Raw genomic sequence first — 18,304 nt, 5'->3', positions numbered from 1 at the left:
GTGTATGAAATCACCATTCATACAGATAGGAGAAACCAATGAAAACTACAAAAGAAAGATTAGCAGCAGCTATTCAAACTCCATTTAAAGAGAGTCTAGCTTTTTATCATACAAGTCTAAAAGGCTTAGATTCAGAACAGGTTGAAGAAAACCGTGATCTATATGGTGAAAACACCATCACAAAAGGTCAAGAGGATTCCATCTTAAAAAAGATTTATGAGTCCATTATCAATCCTTTCACAATCATTTTGCTTGTGATTGCCTTTATCTCTCTCGTTACAAACGTCTGGCTTGCCAAACCTGGTCAAGAGGATCCAACGACTTCTATCATTATCGTTGTCTTGGTTTTGATTTCAGGAGGTATCCGTTTTGTCCAAGAATTGCGGAGCGATAAGGCAACAACCAACCTTTCAAAAATGATTGTCAACACTGCAACTGTTATTCGTGATGGTCTTGAACAAGAGTTGCCAATCGATGACTTGGTTGTGGGAGATCTCGTGAAATTAAGCGCGGGAGATATGATTCCAGCAGATGTTATCTTATTTGAATCCCGCGACTTTTTCGTTCAACAGTCAGGCTTGACTGGAGAAAGTGATGCAGTTGAAAAGCTTGCTTTAAATAAAGCCACCAATCAAAATGTAGATAGCCTACTAGAAGCAGAATCTTTGGCATTCATGGGGACAAACGTTATCTCAGGCAGTGCTACAGCTATGGTTCTGGCAGTTGGTGATGACACCATGATGGGAGCCATTGAGCAGACTCTCAACACCTACGATGAACCAACTTCTTTTGAACGTGAAATGAACAGCATTTCTTGGCTCTTGATCCGCTTGATGCTTGTCATGGTTCCGATCGTGTTTTTCGCAAATGGGTTGACTGATGGAGACTGGCTAGAGGCTGGAGTCTTTGCCTTGAGCGTCGGTGTCGGACTTACACCAGAAATGCTTCCAATGATTATCACAGCCAGCTTGGCCAAAGGTTCCATTATCATGGCCAAGGAAAAGGTGGTTATCAAAAAACTTAATGCTATTCAGGACTTAGGAGCAATTGATATCCTATGTACAGATAAAACTGGAACTCTAACGCAAGATGAGATTGTCTTAGAATACCCCTTGGATATCCATGGTGATTTGGATATGGCCGTCTTGAGAAGAGCTTATCTAAATTCACATTTCCAAACCGGTTTGAAAAACTTGATGGACCGTGCCATTATCAGTAGAACCGAAAAAGAAGCCAAAGAACACGCTATTCTACAAGATTTGGATAACATCTTCCAAAAGATTGATGAACTGCCTTTTGACTTTGAACGCAGACGCATGAGTGTCATCGTCAAAGACGATAGCAATGTCGTTAGTATGGTTACCAAAGGCGCTTTAGAAGAAATGTTGACCATTTCGACTTATGTGGAATATCGCGGAGAAATCATTCCCCTAACCGAAGACATTCGCCAAGAAGTATTGGCAGAAGTTGGTCAATTAAACCGTCAAGGTTTGCGTGTTTTAGGTGTTGGTTACAAGTCAGGTCTACGTGAAGATTATGCCTATGCTGTGACTGATGAAAGTGACATGATCCTTACGGGTTACCTTGCCTTCTTGGATCCGCCAAAACCATCTGCAGCACCAGCTATTCAAGCTCTGCTTGAGCATGGTGTCAAAACAAAAATTTTAACTGGGGATAACGAAAAAGTAACCCAAGCCATTTGTGAAAAGGTTGGTTTGGACGTTGAGCATATGCTCTTAGGGGCTGACATTGACCAAATGACAGATCAAGAATTGGCAGAAGCGGTTGAAAGTGTAACAGTATTTGCTAAATTGTCTCCTGATCAAAAAGCGCGTATCATTTTACAGTTAAAGAAAAATGGTCATGCCGTTGGTTATATGGGAGATGGAATCAACGACGCTCCATCCATGAAGGTGGCTGATGTTGGAATTTCTGTAGATACAGCAGTTGATATCGCCAAGGAAACTGCGGATGTTATTTTGCTAGACAAGGATCTCATGGTCCTTGAAACTGGTATCGTTGAGGGCCGCAAGGTCTACGCCAACATGACCAAGTACATCAAGATGACCGTTAGTTCAAACTTTGGGAATATCTTCTCACTCCTTGTTGCGAGTATCTTCTTGCCATTTCTACCAATGGCTCCTGTTCATCTCATTGTCCTAAACCTAGTCTATGATTTGTCTTGTGTGGCATTGCCATTTGATAATGTGGATCAAGACTTCCTTAAACAACCCCATACATGGGAAGCAAAATCCATTACGCGATTTATGGTTTGGATGGGACCAATCTCATCTGTCTTTGATATTTTGACCTTTATCTTCCTCTACTTTATCATTGTTCCTTTGGTAACAGGTCATCACTATGTTCATGGGTCAGAATCTGCCCTTCAGTTTATTATCTTGTTCCAAACAGGATGGTTCATCGAATCTATGTGGTCTCAAACCATGGTCATCCATATGCTTCGTACAGCAAAAGTTCCTTTTGTACAAAGCAGACCAGCTTGGCTTGTGATTTTGATGACTCTGGTTGCAGCCTTTTTCGTAACCAGTCTGCCTTATGGACCGCTAGTAAATATCCTTCGTCTAGCACCCTTAGGGCTTCCTTACTTCTTATTCTTAATCTGTATTATTTTCTTGTATATGTTTAGCGTCACAGTTATAAAGAAATTTTACATTAAGAAGTATAAAGAATGGTTATAGTTCGTATTTTGTCAAGAAAAAAGTTCAAAAATTGCCAAAAAAGTTAAAATTTTTTAAAAATAGGTCGCAAGTCCGATGTTTTTTATGGTATAATAGATTAAACTGATAGTAACATGTAGCGAAAGGGGTAGGTACATGATTAAAATTTATACAGTCTCAAGTTGTACTAGCTGTAAAAAAGCTAAGACCTGGCTCAATGCCCACCAGTTAAGTTATAAAGAACAAAACCTCGGTAAGGAAGGAATCACGAGAGAAGAATTACTTGATATTTTGACAAAAACAGATAATGGAATTGCAAGTATCGTATCATCGAAGAATCGTTATGCAAAGGCCCTTGGTGTTGATATCGAAGATTTGAGTGTCAATGAAGTGCTCAACCTGATTATGGAAACACCACGTATCTTGAAAAGTCCGATTCTTGTAGATGAGAAACGCCTACAAGTCGGCTATAAAGAAGACGATATCCGTGCCTTTTTGCCACGCTCTGTCCGTAATGTGGAAAATGCAGAAGCGCGTTTACGTGCGGCTCTATAAAACATCAAGGCTGGGAGTGACTCCTAGCCTTCTCTAATATTTAAATTGGATAACATGTGAGGATTTATGAAAAAGTTAGTCATTGGAACATTCGCAGCACTATTTTTGCTCGTTGGATGTGGTCAGAAAAAAGAAACAGCAGCTTCAACTACTGAGAGTTCTCAGGAAGCTCTACAGTCTACCTTGCCCGTATTAGAAAATGCAACCAAGAATACAGTTGTTACCAAGACTTTGGTGTTGCCAGCTGATGAGAGTGGAGCACAGCAAACTCAAATCATTACTTACAAAGGCAATCAATTTTTAAGCTTGACCATTCAGCAAAAACGTCCCGTATCAGAAGATTTAAAAACTTATATTTCTGAACGAGGATTAGATGAAGCTAAAAAAGCTCTTAAAGAAGCTGAGGACAAGGATGAGTCTGTTCAAGCAGCTCGAAAAATTTCAGGCTTTACCATTGAAACGACTCTTTTAAATGAGAAAGAAATGGAAACCAAAACTAGCTATGATTTCCAAACGATGGATATTAAAAAAGCCAGTGAAAACGAATACTTGAAGAATGTTGGACTGGAAAATCTATTGAAAAACGAACCAGAGGACTATATCGCAAATCGTGTTGCAAATGGGGCAACAGTCCAGTAAAAAGTCAGAGAAAATCAGCAGAATCAGACTGTGTGATTTGTAGAACGACCGCGAATGTGCTATAATAGTACTATTCTAAGGAAAGAGGGTGTTAGAATGGGATTTACTGAAGAAACCGTACGTTTTAAATTGGACGATTCCAATAAAAAAGAAATCAGTGAAACATTGACAGATGTCTATGCTTCTTTGAATGAAAAGGGCTATAACCCTATTAACCAGATCGTGGGCTATGTTCTCAGTGGAGACCCAGCTTACGTTCCTCGTTATAACAATGCACGAAATCAAATCCGTAAGTATGAGCGAGATGAAATCGTTGAAGAACTGGTTCGCTACTACCTTAAAGGACAAGGAGTCGATCTATAATCTATGAGAATTATGGGATTGGACGTTGGCTCCAAAACGGTAGGAGTAGCGATTAGCGACCCGTTAGGTTTTACGGCACAAGGGCTTGAAATCATCCAAATCAATGAAGAACAGGGAGAGTTCGGTTTTGAACGCCTCAAGGAACTGGTTACTACCTATAAGGTAGATCGTTTTGTTGTTGGTTTGCCTAAAAACATGAACAACACCAGTGGACCTCGGGTGGAAGCTAGCCAGGCATATGGCGAGAAGTTGGTAGAGCTCTTTGGCTTACCGGTAGATTATCAAGATGAACGCTTGACTACGGTTGCCGCTGAGCGTATGTTGATTGAGCAAGCGGATATTAGTCGCAATAAGCGTAAAAAAGTTATTGATAAATTAGCTGCTCAATTGATTTTGCAAAATTATTTAGATAGAAAATTTTAAGACAGAGGAGAAACTATGTCACACGATCACAACCACGATCACGAAGAACGTGAACTTATTACACTTGTAGATGAGCAAGGAAACGAAACTTTGTTTGAAATCCTTTTGACCATTGACGGAAAAGAAGAATTTGGTAAAAACTATGTTCTTCTTGTACCAGTTAACGCAGAAGAAGATGAAAACGGCGAAGTTGAAATCCAAGCATACTCATTCATCGAAAATGAAGATGGAACAGAAGGCGAATTGCAACCAATCCCTGAAGATTCAGAAGATGAATGGAACATGATTGAAGAAGTCTTCAACAGCTTTATGGAGGAGTGATACAGTCTGGGAGACTGTATCAGCCCTGCTTCTAGAAATAAGAAAAAGTAGGAACGTCCAGTGGACGTTTTTAGCCCTGCGCTAGAAATTAGAAACGCAGGTAGTCTGGTAGACTGTATCAGCCCAGTTCCTTGAAATAAGAGAGAACTGGTAAGTCCAGTGGACGTTTTTAGCCCAGCTCCTTGAATTAAGAGAGAGCTGGTAAGTCAGGGAAACTGTATCAGCCCAACTCAGAAGTTAGGAAGAGTTGGAATGTTCAGTGAACATTTTTACCCTGACGCTAAAAATAAAATTTAGCTAGTATCTAGCAAAATGAGTAAAAAGCGAAGAGAATCTTCGCTTTTTTGTTAAGGAGATAAGCATGATTGAAGTAGAAAAATGGCTCCATAGTCGGATTGGATTGAATTTCAGATCAGGTTTAGGACGAATGCAAAGGGCAGTAGATTTACTGGGAAACCCTGAGCAAACCTATCCAATTATCCATGTGACAGGGACAAATGGCAAGGGGTCAACCATTGCTTTTATGAGGGAGCTTTTTGTTGCCCATGGGAAAACGGTTGGCACCTTTACTTCGCCCCACATTGTCAGCATCCATGATCGCATCTGCATTAATGGCGCCCCCGTATCGGACGCAGATTTTATTCGTTTAGCAGATCAAGTCAAGACGATGGAGCAAGAACTTCTAGAAACTCACGATCAGCTATCCTTTTTTGAGTTGCTGACCTTAATTGCTCTACTCTATTTTAAAGAACAAGAGGTGGATCTAGTTCTATTAGAAGTTGGGATTGGTGGACTTCTTGATACCACTAATGTGGTAACTGGAGAGATTGCAGTTATTACATCGATTGGCCTAGATCACCAAGAGACCTTGGGCGATAGTCTGGAAGCAATTGCAGAGCAGAAGGCAGGGATTTTTAAGTCAGGCAAGTCAGCCGTTATTGCCAACCTAGCACCGGAAGCACAGATTGTTTGTCAAAAGGTTTCGGAAGATTTAGGTGTGACTCTCTATCAAGCTGACCGAGATTTTTCTTTCAAATCAGGAAATTTTTCTTCTTCTCTAGAGGATTTGACCCAATTAAAACTGGGTTTGGAAGGAGCTTATCAAGAGGAAAATGCCGCCCTTGCTTTGCAGGCATTTCTGTTGTTTATGACACAAAGAGGTGAAAAGCTCAATGAGGAAGCTATCCGGTGTGCTCTGAAAACAACCAGCTGGGCTGGGCGTCTAGAGGCTATCACTGAACACATCTATCTGGACGGGGCCCACAATTTACCAGCTCTAGAGCGCTTGGTCGAGTTTATTCAGGGGAAAAACCAGCAAGGTTATCAACCTCAAATCCTTTTTGGAGCTTTAAAGCGTAAAGATTACAGTGGTATGCTTACTTATTTAACAGAGCATTTACCTGACGCAGATCTCTATGTTACGAGTTTTGATTACCAAGGCTCCTTAGAGGAGCAAGACTTGAGTGGTTATAGAATAGTTAGTTCCTATCAAGAATTTATAGATACTTTTGAAGCTTCTGCAGGAGAGAAAGACTTGCTTTTTGTGACAGGTTCCCTCTATTTTATATCTGAAGTTCGTGCCTATCTTGTGAATGTTTGACCCCGCTCTCTTTATTTGATATAGTAGAGGTGGAATGGCTCAGCAGTATTATGTTGCTTCATAGTTGTTAAAAGAAAGGAGACCCTATGTCACTAAAAAAATTCACACTTTCTCTTGCTGCTTTGGCAAGTCTTAGTCTCTTAGTTGCTTGCTCCCCAAAAGCGCAGTCAACTCCTTCCTCTCAAGCAAGTAGTAGTGCAGAAGCGAGCATTAGTCAGAAATCGGAAACATCTGCTTCTAGTTCAACAGCTAGTTCAGTAACTAATATTGATGGAACCTATACGGGACAAGATGATGGCGACACCATTACCTTGGTCGTTACTGGAAACACTGGAACATGGACGGAAGTAGAGCCTGATGGTGATCAGAAAATTAAAAAGGTAACCTTCGAACCAGAAAACCAGCGAGCCTTTGTTGGAGATGATATCAAGGTTTATGTAGCAGAAGAAAACCAGATTATCATTGATGATATGGATCGTGAGATTTCAGACCGTATCGTGTTAAAGAAATAAACATTATTTGTAGGGATTTGAATCTAAATAAACCAGATTCAAGTCCTTTTTTCTTCCATCAATTTCTGGTGATTAAAAAATTCCATACTTTTAAGGTAGTTGAGTTCAACCCAAAAGTACAGAATGGATGATGTTAAAGGAAGAGTTCCTGTAAAAAGTGAGCAACCCCATCTTCCTCGTTGGTTAGGGATAACTGTTGGTCAGCGAAAGGAAGTAGAGCAGGATTAGCATTTTTCATAGCATATCCTGTGCCTGCAAAGGAAAGCATCTCTTGGTCATTGTGTTCGTCGCCAAAGGCAATCAAGTTTTTTCTATCCACATTCATGACATTGAGGAGGTATTCAAGAGCAAAGGCCTTGTGAACACCTTTAGGCGTACATTCGAGGATGTTTAAAGGACCACCCCAAGTATTAATATTGAGTTGATGCTTGTAAAAACTGTTCATTTCTTCTGCGAGGGCATATTTGTCACTTGCACGAGTCTGCAATAAAATGCAGTTAGGATCCTTGGTGACAAGCTCAGAATTAAATTGATTTTCAGGTTTGAAGTTTTCAACACCAAATAACCTAGGGTCGGCAATCTCCTTGTCTGGAGCCGTAATGTAAAACTTTTTACGGTATTCACCTGCAATAAAGTCTGCCTCAATTTCCTCTTTTCGTTGAACCATATCTAAGAGATATTTTTTATCAACAGTCAGGCATTTTTCATGGTCCCAAACCTTACCAGGCAGGTGAGTGAGTGAACCATTGAAATTGATCATAGGCGTTTCAAGTTCAAGCTGGTCATAAAAATCTTTAGCCATACGATAAGGGCGACCTGTTGCAATTACGACATGGTGGCCCTTTTTAGATATTTGTTTGATAGTATTCTTGGTAAAATCCGATAGTTTGCTTTCGCCATTAAGTAAGGTTCCGTCCAAGTCGACGGCAATCATTTTTTTAGTCATAAGATCCTCCCGAATCTAGTTTCAGATAAGATGTTTTCTATTATATCAAAAAGCGGAGAGAAAAGCTGACTCTAAGTGAAATGCGGGAGAACAATATCTATTAGTGTTTTTTAATTTTTTAAAAAAACACCTTGAAAAGGTGAATGATTGATGATATAATGGTTCTATTGTTCGTAAAATGACAAAGGAGATTAAAAATGGACAAACTATTTAAACTAAAAGAGCACGGGACAGATGTCCGAACAGAGGTGCTTGCTGGTTTAACAACATTCTTTGCAATGAGTTATATTCTCTTTGTAAACCCTCAAATGCTTTCACAAACTGGAATGCCAGTTCAAGGTGTTTTCTTAGCGACAATCATTGGTTCGGTTGTAGGAACTTCAATGATGGCCTTCTATGCGAATTTGCCATATGCTCAGGCACCAGGTATGGGACTAAATGCCTTCTTTACCTTTACGGTTGTATTTGGGATGGGCTATAAATGGCAAGAAGCCCTTGGTATGGTCTTCATCTGTGGGATTATTTCCTTGATTATTACATTAACCAATGTTCGTAAAATGATTATCGAATCCATTCCTACAACTCTTCGTTCAGCAATCTCAGCTGGTATTGGCGTTTTCCTTGCCTATGTCGGGATTAAGAATGCTGGTCTTTTGAAATTCTCAATTGACCCAGGGACTTATACAGTAGCAGGTGAAGGAGCAGATAAGGCTCAAGCAGCACTTACTGCAAACTCAGTAGCTGTTCCAGGATTGGTAGACTTCAACACTCCAGCTGTCTTGGTAGCTCTTGCAGGTCTTGCCATTACTATCTTCTTCGTTGTTAAGGGGATCAAAGGTGGTATCATCCTTTCTATCTTAACAACTACAGTTCTTGCAATTGCAGTTGGTGTTGTTGATTTGTCTAGTATTGATTTTGCAAGCAACAATCTTTCATCAGCGATTAACGATTTGGGAACTTTGTTCGGTGCAGGTCTTGGATCAGAAGGTTTGGGATCTTTGATTTCAAATACTTCTCGTTTACCAGAAACCTTGATGGCTATTCTTGCCTTCTCATTGACTGATATTTTTGACACAATTGGTACTCTTATCGGTACAGGTGAAAAAGTTGGTATCGTTGCAACAAACGGTGAAAACCATGAGTCAGATAAATTGGATAAGGCTCTTTACTCTGACTTGGTAGCGACTTCAGTTGGTGCCATTGCTGGTACTTCAAACGTTACAACTTATATCGAATCAGCAGCAGGTATCGGTGCTGGTGGACGTACTGGTTTGACAGCATTAGTAGTTGCTATCTGTTTTGCCCTATCTAGCTTCTTTAGCCCACTTCTTGCTATTGTACCTTCGGCAGCGACAGCACCAATTTTGATTATCGTCGGAATCATGATGCTCTCTAATCTTAAAAACATCCCTTGGGATGATATGTCAGAAGCAGTGCCTGCTTTCTTCACATCTATCTTCATGGGATTCAGCTACTCAATCACTCAGGGGATTGCGATTGGCTTCCTAACTTACACTTTGACGAAAATTGTCAAAGGTCAAGTTAAAGACGTACACGCTATGATTTGGATTTTGGATGCTTTGTTCATCTTGAACTACATCAGCATGGCTCTAAACTAAGGACAAAAACTTAAAAATGAGGGAGGGCGGTTTTTTTCTCGGCCTCCTTTTTGTGAGCAGTGAACTTTTAATACTCTTCAAAAATCTTTTCAAATTACGTCAGCTTCGCCTTGCCGTATATGTGTTACTGACTTGGTCAGTTCTATCCACAACCTCAATACGGTGTTTTGAGCAACCTGCGGCTCGCTTCCTAGTTTGCTTTTTGATTTTCATTGAGTATAAAATGCCTGATGATTGGTTTTTTACTATCCAAATATTTCTTAACCAAAGTTTCATTTTTTAGATTCATAAACTTTAACAAATCAGTCTATTTTTGATGCTCTGCTGGTCTAGGATTAGGAAAAGGAGATTTGGACCATCGATTTCTGTCCAACAGCTTCGTTTTTTGTTGATGGAAATGTCACAAAAGAAAACTTTTTGGTATAATAGTAACATGTACACAAAAAATGAAGATGAGCTGATAGCACTTGGAAAAGAGCTGGGTTCTCTGCTAGAAAAAAATGATGTTTTGATTTTAACTGGTGAATTAGGTGCTGGGAAAACGACCCTAACAAAAGGTCTGGCAAAGGGGTTAGAGATTCATCAAATGATTAAGAGTCCAACCTATACCATCGTTAGAGAGTATGAAGGTCGTCTACCCTTGTATCATTTAGATGTTTATCGCATCGAAGGAGATGCTGACTCGATTGACCTAGATGAGTTCCTTTTTGGAGAAGGTGTAACAGTTATCGAGTGGGGGCATCTGCTAGGAGAAGACCTGCCTAAAGACTATCTAGAGTTAGAAATCTTGAAAACAGATGAGGGACGAGAAATTATCTTTCACCCTTATGGTAGCAGGGCTACAGACTTAGTAAAGAGGTTGACGGATGGAGTATGATCTTTTAATTCGTGAGGTAGAAATCCATGATGCCTCAGCCGTCATTAACCTTCTGGATCAGATAGGACAAGAGTCGACTTTTACTAGTTTGGATGAAAATGGAATCTCAATGAGTGAGTCTGAGATGGAGTTGTTCATTAACCAACAAGCCCAGTCAGATAATCAAATCACTCTACTAGCTTTTTTGAATGATGATCTTGCAGGCATAATCAATATTACAGCTGACCAACGACCGAGGGTCCGTCATATCGGAGATGTTTTCTTGGGAATCAAGAAAGTTTTTTGGGGCTGTGGCCTTGGTAGTATCTTGATGGAAGAAGCGATTGAATGGGCTAAATCTAGCGGTAGTATTCGCCGCTTACAATTGACAGTACAAAAACGCAATACAGCTGCCGTTCATTTGTATGAAAAAATGGGTTTTATCATAGAAGGATCACAGGAGCGTGGTGCTTGTATAGAAGGAGGAGAGTTTCTAGATGTTTACCTGATGGGTCAACTGATAGACGAATAAGAGTATGGTAAAAAAAATAATTGGAATGTTTTTGGGTTTGGTCCTTGTGACAGTGCTAGGTGTAGGAGCTTATGCCTATACAATTTATCAGCAAAGTACGCAGACTCTAGCCAAAACCTATAAAAAAATCGGGGAAGAAACCAAGGTAATTGAAGCGACTGAGCCACTGACGATTTTACTGATGGGTGTGGACACGGGGAACGTTGAGCGTACAGACCCATGGGCAGGTAACAGTGATTCGATGATTTTGGTGACAGTAAACCCTAAAACCAAGAAAACTATCATGATGAGTTTGGAACGTGATATTCTGACGCAAATTCAGCAACCAGACGGTAGTGTAAGGGAGGCTAAACTTAACGCTGCCTATGCTAATGGTGGCGCAGAGCTGGCTATTTCAACTATTGAAAAGATGATGAATATCCACATCGATCGTTATGTGATGGTCAATATGCATGGTCTTCAAAGAATGGTTGATGCCGTAGGTGGTATTACAGTGAACAATACACTTGGCTTCCCAATCTCTATTCAAGATCAGGAACCTTTTAACACGATTTCGATTGGAGTCGGTGAGCAAACCCTCAATGGTGACGAAGCCCTTGTTTATTCACGTATGCGTTATCAGGATCCTGAAGGGGACTATGGTCGTCAAAAACGCCAACGTGAAGTGATTCAAAAGGTTGTGGAGAAAATTCTCAGTTTGAACAGTGTGAGTCACTACCAAGACATTTTGAAGGCTCTTAGTGACAATATGCAGACAAATATTGAGATTACAACAACAACCATTCCTCAGTTGATGGGTTATCAGGATGCCTTTAAAAATATCGAAACCCAGCAATTACGTGGTGAAGGTGAAATGATTGACGGGATTTCTTACCAGATCGTTTCCGCCGAGCATATGTTAGAGATGCAGAATCTCTTACGTCGATCAGTAGATAAACCAGAGGTAACTGAGTTGGAAACCAATGTGATTTTATATGAGAATCTCTTTGGCCACTTGCCACCATCTTCTGAAGAGTCAGAATAAGAAGAGACTATCCATCAAATCGTAGGAATTTTCCTGCGATTTTTTCAAAGAAATCCGAATAGGTAAGTAGGAGGAAAAAATGAAAGCAGAAATTATAGCTGTTGGGACAGAGATTTTAACGGGTCAGATTGTCAATACCAATGCTCAATTCTTGTCTGAAAAGTTGGCTGAAATTGGCGTGGATGTCTATTTTCAGACTGCTGTGGGAGATAATGAAAGTCGTCTCTTATCCTTGTTGGAGCTTGCTAGCAATCGTAGTAATCTGGTCATTCTAACGGGAGGTTTGGGTCCGACGGAAGATGACTTGACCAAGCAAACTGTGGCCAAATTTTTGGGCCGAGATTTGGTTTTTGATCCTCAAGCTCAGGCTAAACTAGATCGTTTTTTTGCTCAAAGACCAGACTATGCTCGTACTCCTAACAACGAGCGCCAAGCGCAAATCATCCAAGGTGCGACCCCGCTACCAAATGAAACGGGTCTAGCAGTAGGTGGCATGATTAAGGTTGCGGGAGTCACTTATGTTGTCGTACCAGGACCTCCAAGTGAATTGAAACCTATGGTCTTAAATGAGTTACTTCCGAGATTGACAACAGGCTCTAAGCTTTATTCGCATGTCATGCGTTTCTTTGGCATTGGTGAAAGTCAGCTAGTGACGATTCTATCAGATTTGATTGATCAGCAAACGGATCCAACCATAGCGCCTTACGCTAAAACTGGAGAGGTGACTCTTCGCTTGTCTACCAAGGCGGACAGTCAGGAAGAAGCGGATCGTGTTCTAGTTGAGTTAGCAGAGGAAATCCTTGAAAGAGAGACCTTTGAGGGGCTTTCTCTTCGAGAAATTTGCTATGGCTATGGAGAAGAAACTAGCTTGGCTAGCCTAGTAGTAGAAGAGTTGAAAAAGCAAAAGAAAACCATCACCGCAGCAGAAAGCTTGACGGCAGGACTTTTTCAAGCAACTTTGGCAGATTTTTCAGGTGTGTCTGCTATCTTTAAAGGTGGCTTTGTGACTTATAGCCTTGAAGAAAAATCTAAGATGCTTGATATTCCACAAGTTGAATTGGAAAAACATGGAGTTGCCTCAGCCTTTACTGCTGAAAAAATGGCTGAACAGGCACGAATCAAGACCCAGTCAGATTTTGGAATTAGTTTGACGGGAGTAGCTGGTCCAGATAGTCTAGAAGGACATCCAGCAGGTACAGTCTTCATTGCTTTAGCGCAAGCTTCGGGTACAGAAGTTATCCAGGCAAATATCGCAGGTAGAAGTCGTGGAGATGTTCGAGAAATTGCAGTCTTACATGCCTTTAACCTAGTTCGCAAAGCTTTATTAAGTGCTGGAGATTTGTTATAATAGAAGAAGGTCTAAGGACTATTAGAATACAGGAGAATAAAATGGCGAAAAAACCAACAAAAAAATTAGACGAAATTGGCAAAAAATTCGGTGCTGATCGTGAAAAAGCCTTGAATGATGCCCTTAAATTGATCGAAAAAGACTTCGGTAAGGGGTCAATCATGCGCTTGGGTGAGCGTGCCGAGCAAAAGGTCCAAGTGATGAGCTCAGGTTCTTTGGCTCTTGATATCGCACTCGGATCAGGTGGTTATCCAAAGGGACGTATCATTGAAATCTACGGACCAGAATCATCAGGTAAGACAACTGTTGCCCTTCATGCGGTAGCGCAAGCGCAAAAAGAAGGCGGAATTGCAGCCTTTATCGATGCGGAACACGCTCTTGACCCAGCCTATGCAGCAGCTCTTGGTGTTAATATTGATGAATTGCTCTTATCACAACCAGACTCAGGTGAGCAAGGTCTTGAAATTGCGGGGAAATTGATCGATTCAGGTGCCGTTGACCTTGTCGTTATTGACTCAGTTGCTGCCCTTGTTCCTCGTGCGGAAATCGATGGGGATATCGGAGATAGCCACGTTGGTCTTCAAGCTCGTATGATGAGTCAGGCTATGCGTAAACTTGGAGCTTCAATCAATAAGACAAAAACGATTGCTATCTTTATCAACCAGTTGCGTGAAAAAGTAGGGGTTATGTTTGGTAATCCAGAAACAACTCCTGGTGGACGCGCCCTTAAATTCTACGCTTCTGTCCGTTTGGATGTTCGTGGAAGCACACAAATCAAGGGAACTGGTGATCAAAAAGATACTAGTGTAGGTAAAGAAACCAAGATTAAGGTTGTTAAAAACAAGGTGGCTCCACCATTTAAAGAAGCCTTTGTTGAAATCATGTATGGTGAAGGAATTTCAAGAACTGGTGAGCTTTTGAAGATTGCAAGTGATCTTGACATCATCAAGAAAGCAGGAGCATGGTATTCTTATAAAGACGAAAAGATTGGACAAGGTTCTGAAAATGCTAAGAAATACTTGGCGGATCACCCAGAAATTTTTGACGAGATTGACCACCAAGTTCGTGTCAAGTTTGGCTTGATTGAAGACGATGCAGTAGCCGATGAAAAAGTAAAGGATACCGAAGTAGAAGTAGCTAATCAAGAAGTAACTCTTGACCTTGGCGATGATCTTGAAATCGAAATTGAAGATTAAAAAGTGAAAGTGGTGGAGGAATCCCCACTTTTTCTGCTATATGAGAAGAAAAAACAAGGTTATGAGGGCAGGATTGATAGGTTTTCGCAATATAAATGAGGAAGACTATTGCAAAAAGATTACTTTGATAATAAAATAAATTGAGAATAAAAGTAATGCTAAGGAGACTGTTGGTATGGAAAAACGTTTAGTTCGTAATGTTCAAGATAAAAAAATTGCTGGTGTTTGTGCGGGTCTTGCTGACTATTTAGATATTGATGCAACACTTGTTCGTGGACTTTGGATCCTCTTCACTTTGCTAGGTGGTTCAGGAATTCTTGCTTACCTCATTCTTTGGCTCATCATGCCAGAAGCTGGAACAGAAGCGTAAACTTAGTGCATCTTTATGAGACAAATCATGATAAGAGAGTGGGACAGAAATCGGTAATTCGTTAGAATTCGATTTCGTCGTCCCACCTCCGCACAGTTGAGTAGGGCTGTAAAAGCTGATGAAATCAGCGTAGAAGAGCCCACTCAACCACTGCGTCTTGCTCGGCAATCCAAAGACAATTGAGAGGCTAGGACTTTTGTCCCAGTCTCTTATTTGTGATATGCGGTGATAATTTTTTCCAAGTTTTTATCTTATTTCGGAATCACAAAAAAATCACCTGTAGTGCAGGTGATTGGGTATTCATTGTAGAGAAATTTGCAGTTTCTTACTGGGAAGTTAAAGACTGCAGTATAGGTTAGTGGTCGCTGAAACGACGGTACTCTATGTGGAAGTCGAAATAATTTTCTTCTTGCAATTTTTGGAAGATATCACGGTAGGCTTCTTCATCAAAGTGGTCGCCACGATATAGAATCTCAAAACTAAGACTTTCGTACTCCAAAAAGGCATTGGCGGTTTTGAAGCCATTTTGTGTATAGAATTCCATGCGGGCTTTTCGCTGTTCGAGGTTATCGCATTCCTCATCCAAACGTTCAACTTCAAGAATCATGGTACGCTGGTAAAAATCAATCAGCTTTTCAATGATTTCTTTGCCATAGCCGTGGCTACGCAAATGAGGCATAATGGCAAAAAAACTTATGTAGAAAGCCTTTTGATTGGAAATGGCAAAGGCAAATCCTACAAATTCCTCTTCGTTGTAAAAGGCGAAAAAGTGGGCATCGTCTCGATCCTGATATTGTAAAAATTCAGACAGGGACACTCGCTCTTCTTCAGGAAAGGCTTCGATATTTAACTTTTCAACTTTCTCAAGGTCTGGAAATACATCTGTAATTAATTGGCTGGTTAAGCTCATGCATAAACTCCTTTTCTGTCACGATTATACCAAATTGTTAGTTTCTAGGCAACCGCTTTCTTGGGGGTTAGAGGCTAAGTCTGACCTTGTTCCTCTTCTAGAAAGCTGATATAATAGCCTTATGAATAAAAAATCAACTGTGGACCTGATTCATGGTCCCATCCTTCCCTCGCTTTTGAGCTTCGCCTTTCCAATCTTGTTGTCTAATATTTTTCAGCAACTCTACAATACGGCTGATATTTTGATTGTTGGACGTTTTCTAGGCCCATCCTCCTTGGCGGCTGTTGGGGCAACAACGGCTATCTTTGATTTGATTATCGGTTTTGCCCTTGGAGTTGGCAATGGAATGGGAGTGGTGATTGCCCGCTATTACGGAGCTCGTAACTTTTCAAAGATTAAAGAAGCTGTCGCAGCTACTTGGATTTTAGGGGCTCTTTTAAGTGTGATTGTTATGGCGATAGGCTTTGTTGGTCTCTATCCACTTCTCCAATATCTGGAAACTCCTGCAGAAATTCTCTCCCAATCTTACGATTATATCTCTATGATTGTCAGTTGTGTAGGCGTCAGCTTTGCCTACAATCTCTTTGCAGGTTTATTGCGATCAGTTGGTGACAGCCTTGCGGCACTTGGCTTTTTGGTTTTTTCAGCTCTGGTCAATGTTGCCCTTGACTTGTACTTTATCACACAACTGCAATTGGGAGTCCAATCTGCAGGTCTTGCAACAATCATATCGCAAGGTTTATCAGCTCTTCTCTGCTTTTTCTATATCCGCAGGAGTGTGCCTGAGTTGCTGCCTAGTCTCAAGCATTTTAAGTGGGATAAGGCCCTCTATGTAGATCTTTTGGAGCAAGGCTTAGCTATGGGGATGATGGGTTCTATTGTCTCTATTGGTAGCGTCATTTTACAATCATCGGTTAATAGTTTTGGAGCAGTCATTATCAGTGCTCAAACGGCGGCAAGGCGTATTATGACCTTTGCTTTACTACCGATGACCTCTATTTCGGCCTCCATAACGACTTTCACCTCTCAAAACTATGGAGCCAAGCGGCCAGACCGCATTGTCCAAGGACTTCGGATTTCTAGTCGTTTGAGTATGTCTTGGGCAGCCTTTGTCTGTATTTTCCTATTCTTTGCCAGTCCTGCCTTGGTCTCCTTCCTGGCAAGCTCGACAGACTCTTATTTGGTAGAAAATGGCACTTTGTATCTGCGCATCAGTTCTACTTTTTATCCCATCTTGAGTCTCTTGCTGATTTATCGGAATTGCTTGCAAGGTTTAGGGCAAAAGCTCCTTCCTTTGGTATCTAGTTTTATTGAACTTATAGGAAAGATTGCCTTTGTTGCTTGGATTATTCCTTGGTCTGGCTATTTAGGTGTTATTTTTTGCGAACCCCTTATCTGGCTAGCTATGACCATCCAACTTTACTTCTCGCTCTTCAAGCACCCTTGGATAAAGGAGGGCAAGAAGCTCTTGCTGAGTGGAGTGAAATCCTAACGGGATTTGCGAAAGAAAATCCGTTTCCTCTAGTGAAAATCGGATAGACTTGTGTTATAATAAGGAAGATTAAAATGTGAAAAAAGGAGATTCCTAATGGGACGTAAATGGGCCAATATCGTAGCCAAGAAAACGGCTAAAGATGGAGCTAACTCGAAAGTATATGCAAAATTTGGTGTAGAAATCTATGTAGCAGCTAAAAAAGGCGATCCAGATCCAGAATCAAACTCAGCTTTGAAATTCGTTATCGACCGTGCTAAACAAGCGCAAGTGCCAAAACACGTTATTGATAAAGCAATCGATAAAGCAAAAGGAAACACAGACGAAACCTTTACAGAGGGCCGTTATGAAGGTTTTGGACCAAATGGTTCAATGCTAATCGTTGATACCTTGACTTCAAACGTTAACCGTACAGCTGCCAACGTGCGTGCAGCCTTTGGTAAAAACGGTGGGAATATGGGAGCTTCAGGTTCTGTATCTTATCTCTTTGACAACAAGGGCGTTATCGTATTTGCAGGTGACGATGCTGATGCAATCTTTGAACTTTTGCTAGAAGCAGATGTCGATGTGGATGATGTAGAAGCAGAAGAAGGAACAATCACTGTTTACACAGCTCCAACTGACCTTCACAAAGCTATTGTGGCTTTGCGTGAATCTGGTATCGAAGAATTCCAAGTCACAGAACTTGAGATGATTCCTCAATCAGAAGTGGAATTATCGGGTGATGACCTTGCAACCTTTGAAAAACTGTATGGAGTCCTTGAAGACGACGAAGATGTCCAAAAGATTTATACGAACGTTGATGGATTTTAATACAAAAAAAACAGTGCCGAGTCACTGTTTTTTACTTGTAGCAAATTCATAAAGTTTTTCTGCGGTTAGGAGTGCCATTTTGTCCATGCTTGTTTTTCCTTTTCTAA

At 40.8% G+C, this 18,304-nt stretch carries 19 protein-coding genes; 17 read left to right on the top strand and 2 right to left on the bottom strand.

Features of this window, described 5'->3' with window-relative positions:
- Window positions 1-38 precede the first annotated feature (38 nt).
- The 8 genes from mgtA to HMPREF2987_RS05210 all read left to right on the top strand — a co-directional run bounded on the left by mgtA (window position 39) and on the right by HMPREF2987_RS05210 (window position 7,091).
- Window positions 39-2,699, top strand: coding sequence for a magnesium-translocating P-type ATPase (gene mgtA / locus HMPREF2987_RS05245; protein WP_075229631.1), 2,661 nt, complete (start codon window positions 39-41; stop codon window positions 2,697-2,699).
- A 135-nt stretch (window positions 2,700-2,834) separates the two neighbouring features.
- A complete protein-coding gene (spx, locus tag HMPREF2987_RS05240) occupies window positions 2,835-3,233 on the top strand; it encodes a transcriptional regulator Spx (RefSeq protein ID WP_000591165.1) in 399 nt (132 codons plus the stop codon).
- A 66-nt stretch (window positions 3,234-3,299) separates the two neighbouring features.
- Entirely contained in the window at window positions 3,300-3,872 is a 573-nt protein-coding gene (locus HMPREF2987_RS05235) for an SP0191 family lipoprotein (RefSeq protein ID WP_075229630.1), read from the top strand.
- A gap of 96 nt (window positions 3,873-3,968) precedes the next feature.
- Window positions 3,969-4,235, top strand: a complete 267-nt coding sequence (locus tag HMPREF2987_RS05230; protein ID WP_000507060.1) for an IreB family regulatory phosphoprotein — start codon at window positions 3,969-3,971, stop codon at window positions 4,233-4,235.
- A 3-nt stretch (window positions 4,236-4,238) separates the two neighbouring features.
- The gene (gene ruvX, locus HMPREF2987_RS05225) at window positions 4,239-4,658 is read left to right on the top strand and encodes a Holliday junction resolvase RuvX (RefSeq protein WP_075229629.1); all 420 of its coding nucleotides are present in this window, start codon (window positions 4,239-4,241) and stop codon (window positions 4,656-4,658) included.
- A 15-nt stretch (window positions 4,659-4,673) separates the two neighbouring features.
- Complete coding sequence (locus HMPREF2987_RS05220; protein WP_000017624.1) at window positions 4,674-4,979, top strand: DUF1292 domain-containing protein; 306 nt, start codon at window positions 4,674-4,676, stop codon at window positions 4,977-4,979.
- A gap of 361 nt (window positions 4,980-5,340) precedes the next feature.
- Window positions 5,341-6,579 carry a bifunctional folylpolyglutamate synthase/dihydrofolate synthase gene (locus HMPREF2987_RS05215; protein ID WP_075229628.1) on the top strand — a complete coding sequence of 413 codons (1,239 nt, stop codon included), beginning with the start codon at window positions 5,341-5,343 and terminating at the stop codon, window positions 6,577-6,579.
- An 86-nt stretch (window positions 6,580-6,665) separates the two neighbouring features.
- Window positions 6,666-7,091 (top strand): SP_0198 family lipoprotein, encoded by a 426-nt coding sequence (locus tag HMPREF2987_RS05210; protein WP_075229627.1) that lies wholly within the window; start codon window positions 6,666-6,668, stop codon window positions 7,089-7,091.
- Window positions 7,092-7,224: 133 nt separating this feature from the next.
- On the opposite strand, the gene HMPREF2987_RS05205 is transcribed toward HMPREF2987_RS05210, so the two are convergent.
- Entirely contained in the window at window positions 7,225-8,037 is an 813-nt protein-coding gene (locus tag HMPREF2987_RS05205) for a Cof-type HAD-IIB family hydrolase (protein WP_075229626.1), read from the bottom strand.
- Between the two features lie 197 nt (window positions 8,038-8,234).
- On the opposite strand from HMPREF2987_RS05205, the gene HMPREF2987_RS05200 reads away from it, so the two are divergent.
- The 7 genes from HMPREF2987_RS05200 (at window position 8,235) to HMPREF2987_RS05165 (ending at window position 14,982) form a co-directional block, all read left to right on the top strand.
- Complete coding sequence (locus HMPREF2987_RS05200; RefSeq protein WP_075229625.1) at window positions 8,235-9,656, top strand: NCS2 family permease; 1,422 nt, start codon at window positions 8,235-8,237, stop codon at window positions 9,654-9,656.
- 433 nt (window positions 9,657-10,089) lie between these two features.
- Complete coding sequence (tsaE, locus tag HMPREF2987_RS05190) at window positions 10,090-10,533, top strand: tRNA (adenosine(37)-N6)-threonylcarbamoyltransferase complex ATPase subunit type 1 TsaE (RefSeq protein ID WP_075229623.1); 444 nt, start codon at window positions 10,090-10,092, stop codon at window positions 10,531-10,533.
- On the top strand, window positions 10,523-11,044 hold the full coding sequence (locus HMPREF2987_RS05185; protein WP_075229622.1) for a GNAT family N-acetyltransferase: 522 nt from the start codon (window positions 10,523-10,525) through the stop codon (window positions 11,042-11,044). Before tsaE ends, HMPREF2987_RS05185 begins: the two co-directional genes overlap by 11 nt.
- A gap of 4 nt (window positions 11,045-11,048) precedes the next feature.
- Window positions 11,049-12,068, top strand: coding sequence for a glycopolymer--peptidoglycan transferase LytR (locus HMPREF2987_RS05180; protein ID WP_075229621.1), 1,020 nt, complete (start codon window positions 11,049-11,051; stop codon window positions 12,066-12,068).
- A 79-nt stretch (window positions 12,069-12,147) separates the two neighbouring features.
- On the top strand, window positions 12,148-13,416 hold the full coding sequence (locus HMPREF2987_RS05175; protein WP_075229620.1) for a competence/damage-inducible protein A: 1,269 nt from the start codon (window positions 12,148-12,150) through the stop codon (window positions 13,414-13,416).
- A 41-nt stretch (window positions 13,417-13,457) separates the two neighbouring features.
- Window positions 13,458-14,612, top strand: coding sequence for a recombinase RecA (recA, locus tag HMPREF2987_RS05170; protein ID WP_075229619.1), 1,155 nt, complete (start codon window positions 13,458-13,460; stop codon window positions 14,610-14,612).
- Between the two features lie 175 nt (window positions 14,613-14,787).
- Complete coding sequence (locus HMPREF2987_RS05165) at window positions 14,788-14,982, top strand: PspC domain-containing protein (RefSeq protein ID WP_075229618.1); 195 nt, start codon at window positions 14,788-14,790, stop codon at window positions 14,980-14,982.
- 355 nt (window positions 14,983-15,337) lie between these two features.
- On the opposite strand, the gene HMPREF2987_RS05160 is transcribed toward HMPREF2987_RS05165, so the two are convergent.
- Window positions 15,338-15,892, bottom strand: coding sequence for a GNAT family N-acetyltransferase (locus HMPREF2987_RS05160; RefSeq protein WP_075229617.1), 555 nt, complete (start codon window positions 15,890-15,892; stop codon window positions 15,338-15,340).
- A gap of 121 nt (window positions 15,893-16,013) precedes the next feature.
- Between HMPREF2987_RS05160 and HMPREF2987_RS05155 the strand changes: the two genes are divergently transcribed.
- Window positions 16,014-17,384, top strand: a complete 1,371-nt coding sequence (locus HMPREF2987_RS05155; protein WP_075229616.1) for an MATE family efflux transporter — start codon at window positions 16,014-16,016, stop codon at window positions 17,382-17,384.
- A gap of 96 nt (window positions 17,385-17,480) precedes the next feature.
- On the top strand, window positions 17,481-18,197 hold the full coding sequence (locus HMPREF2987_RS05150; protein ID WP_075229615.1) for a YebC/PmpR family DNA-binding transcriptional regulator: 717 nt from the start codon (window positions 17,481-17,483) through the stop codon (window positions 18,195-18,197).
- Window positions 18,198-18,304: the final 107 nt, after the last annotated feature.

It is taken from the genome of Streptococcus sp. HMSC067H01 (assembly GCF_001814775.1).
GTDB lineage: Bacteria > Bacillota > Bacilli > Lactobacillales > Streptococcaceae > Streptococcus.
Note: the sequence above shows the minus strand (reverse complement) of the source record. Positions and strands in the feature narration are given on the sequence as shown.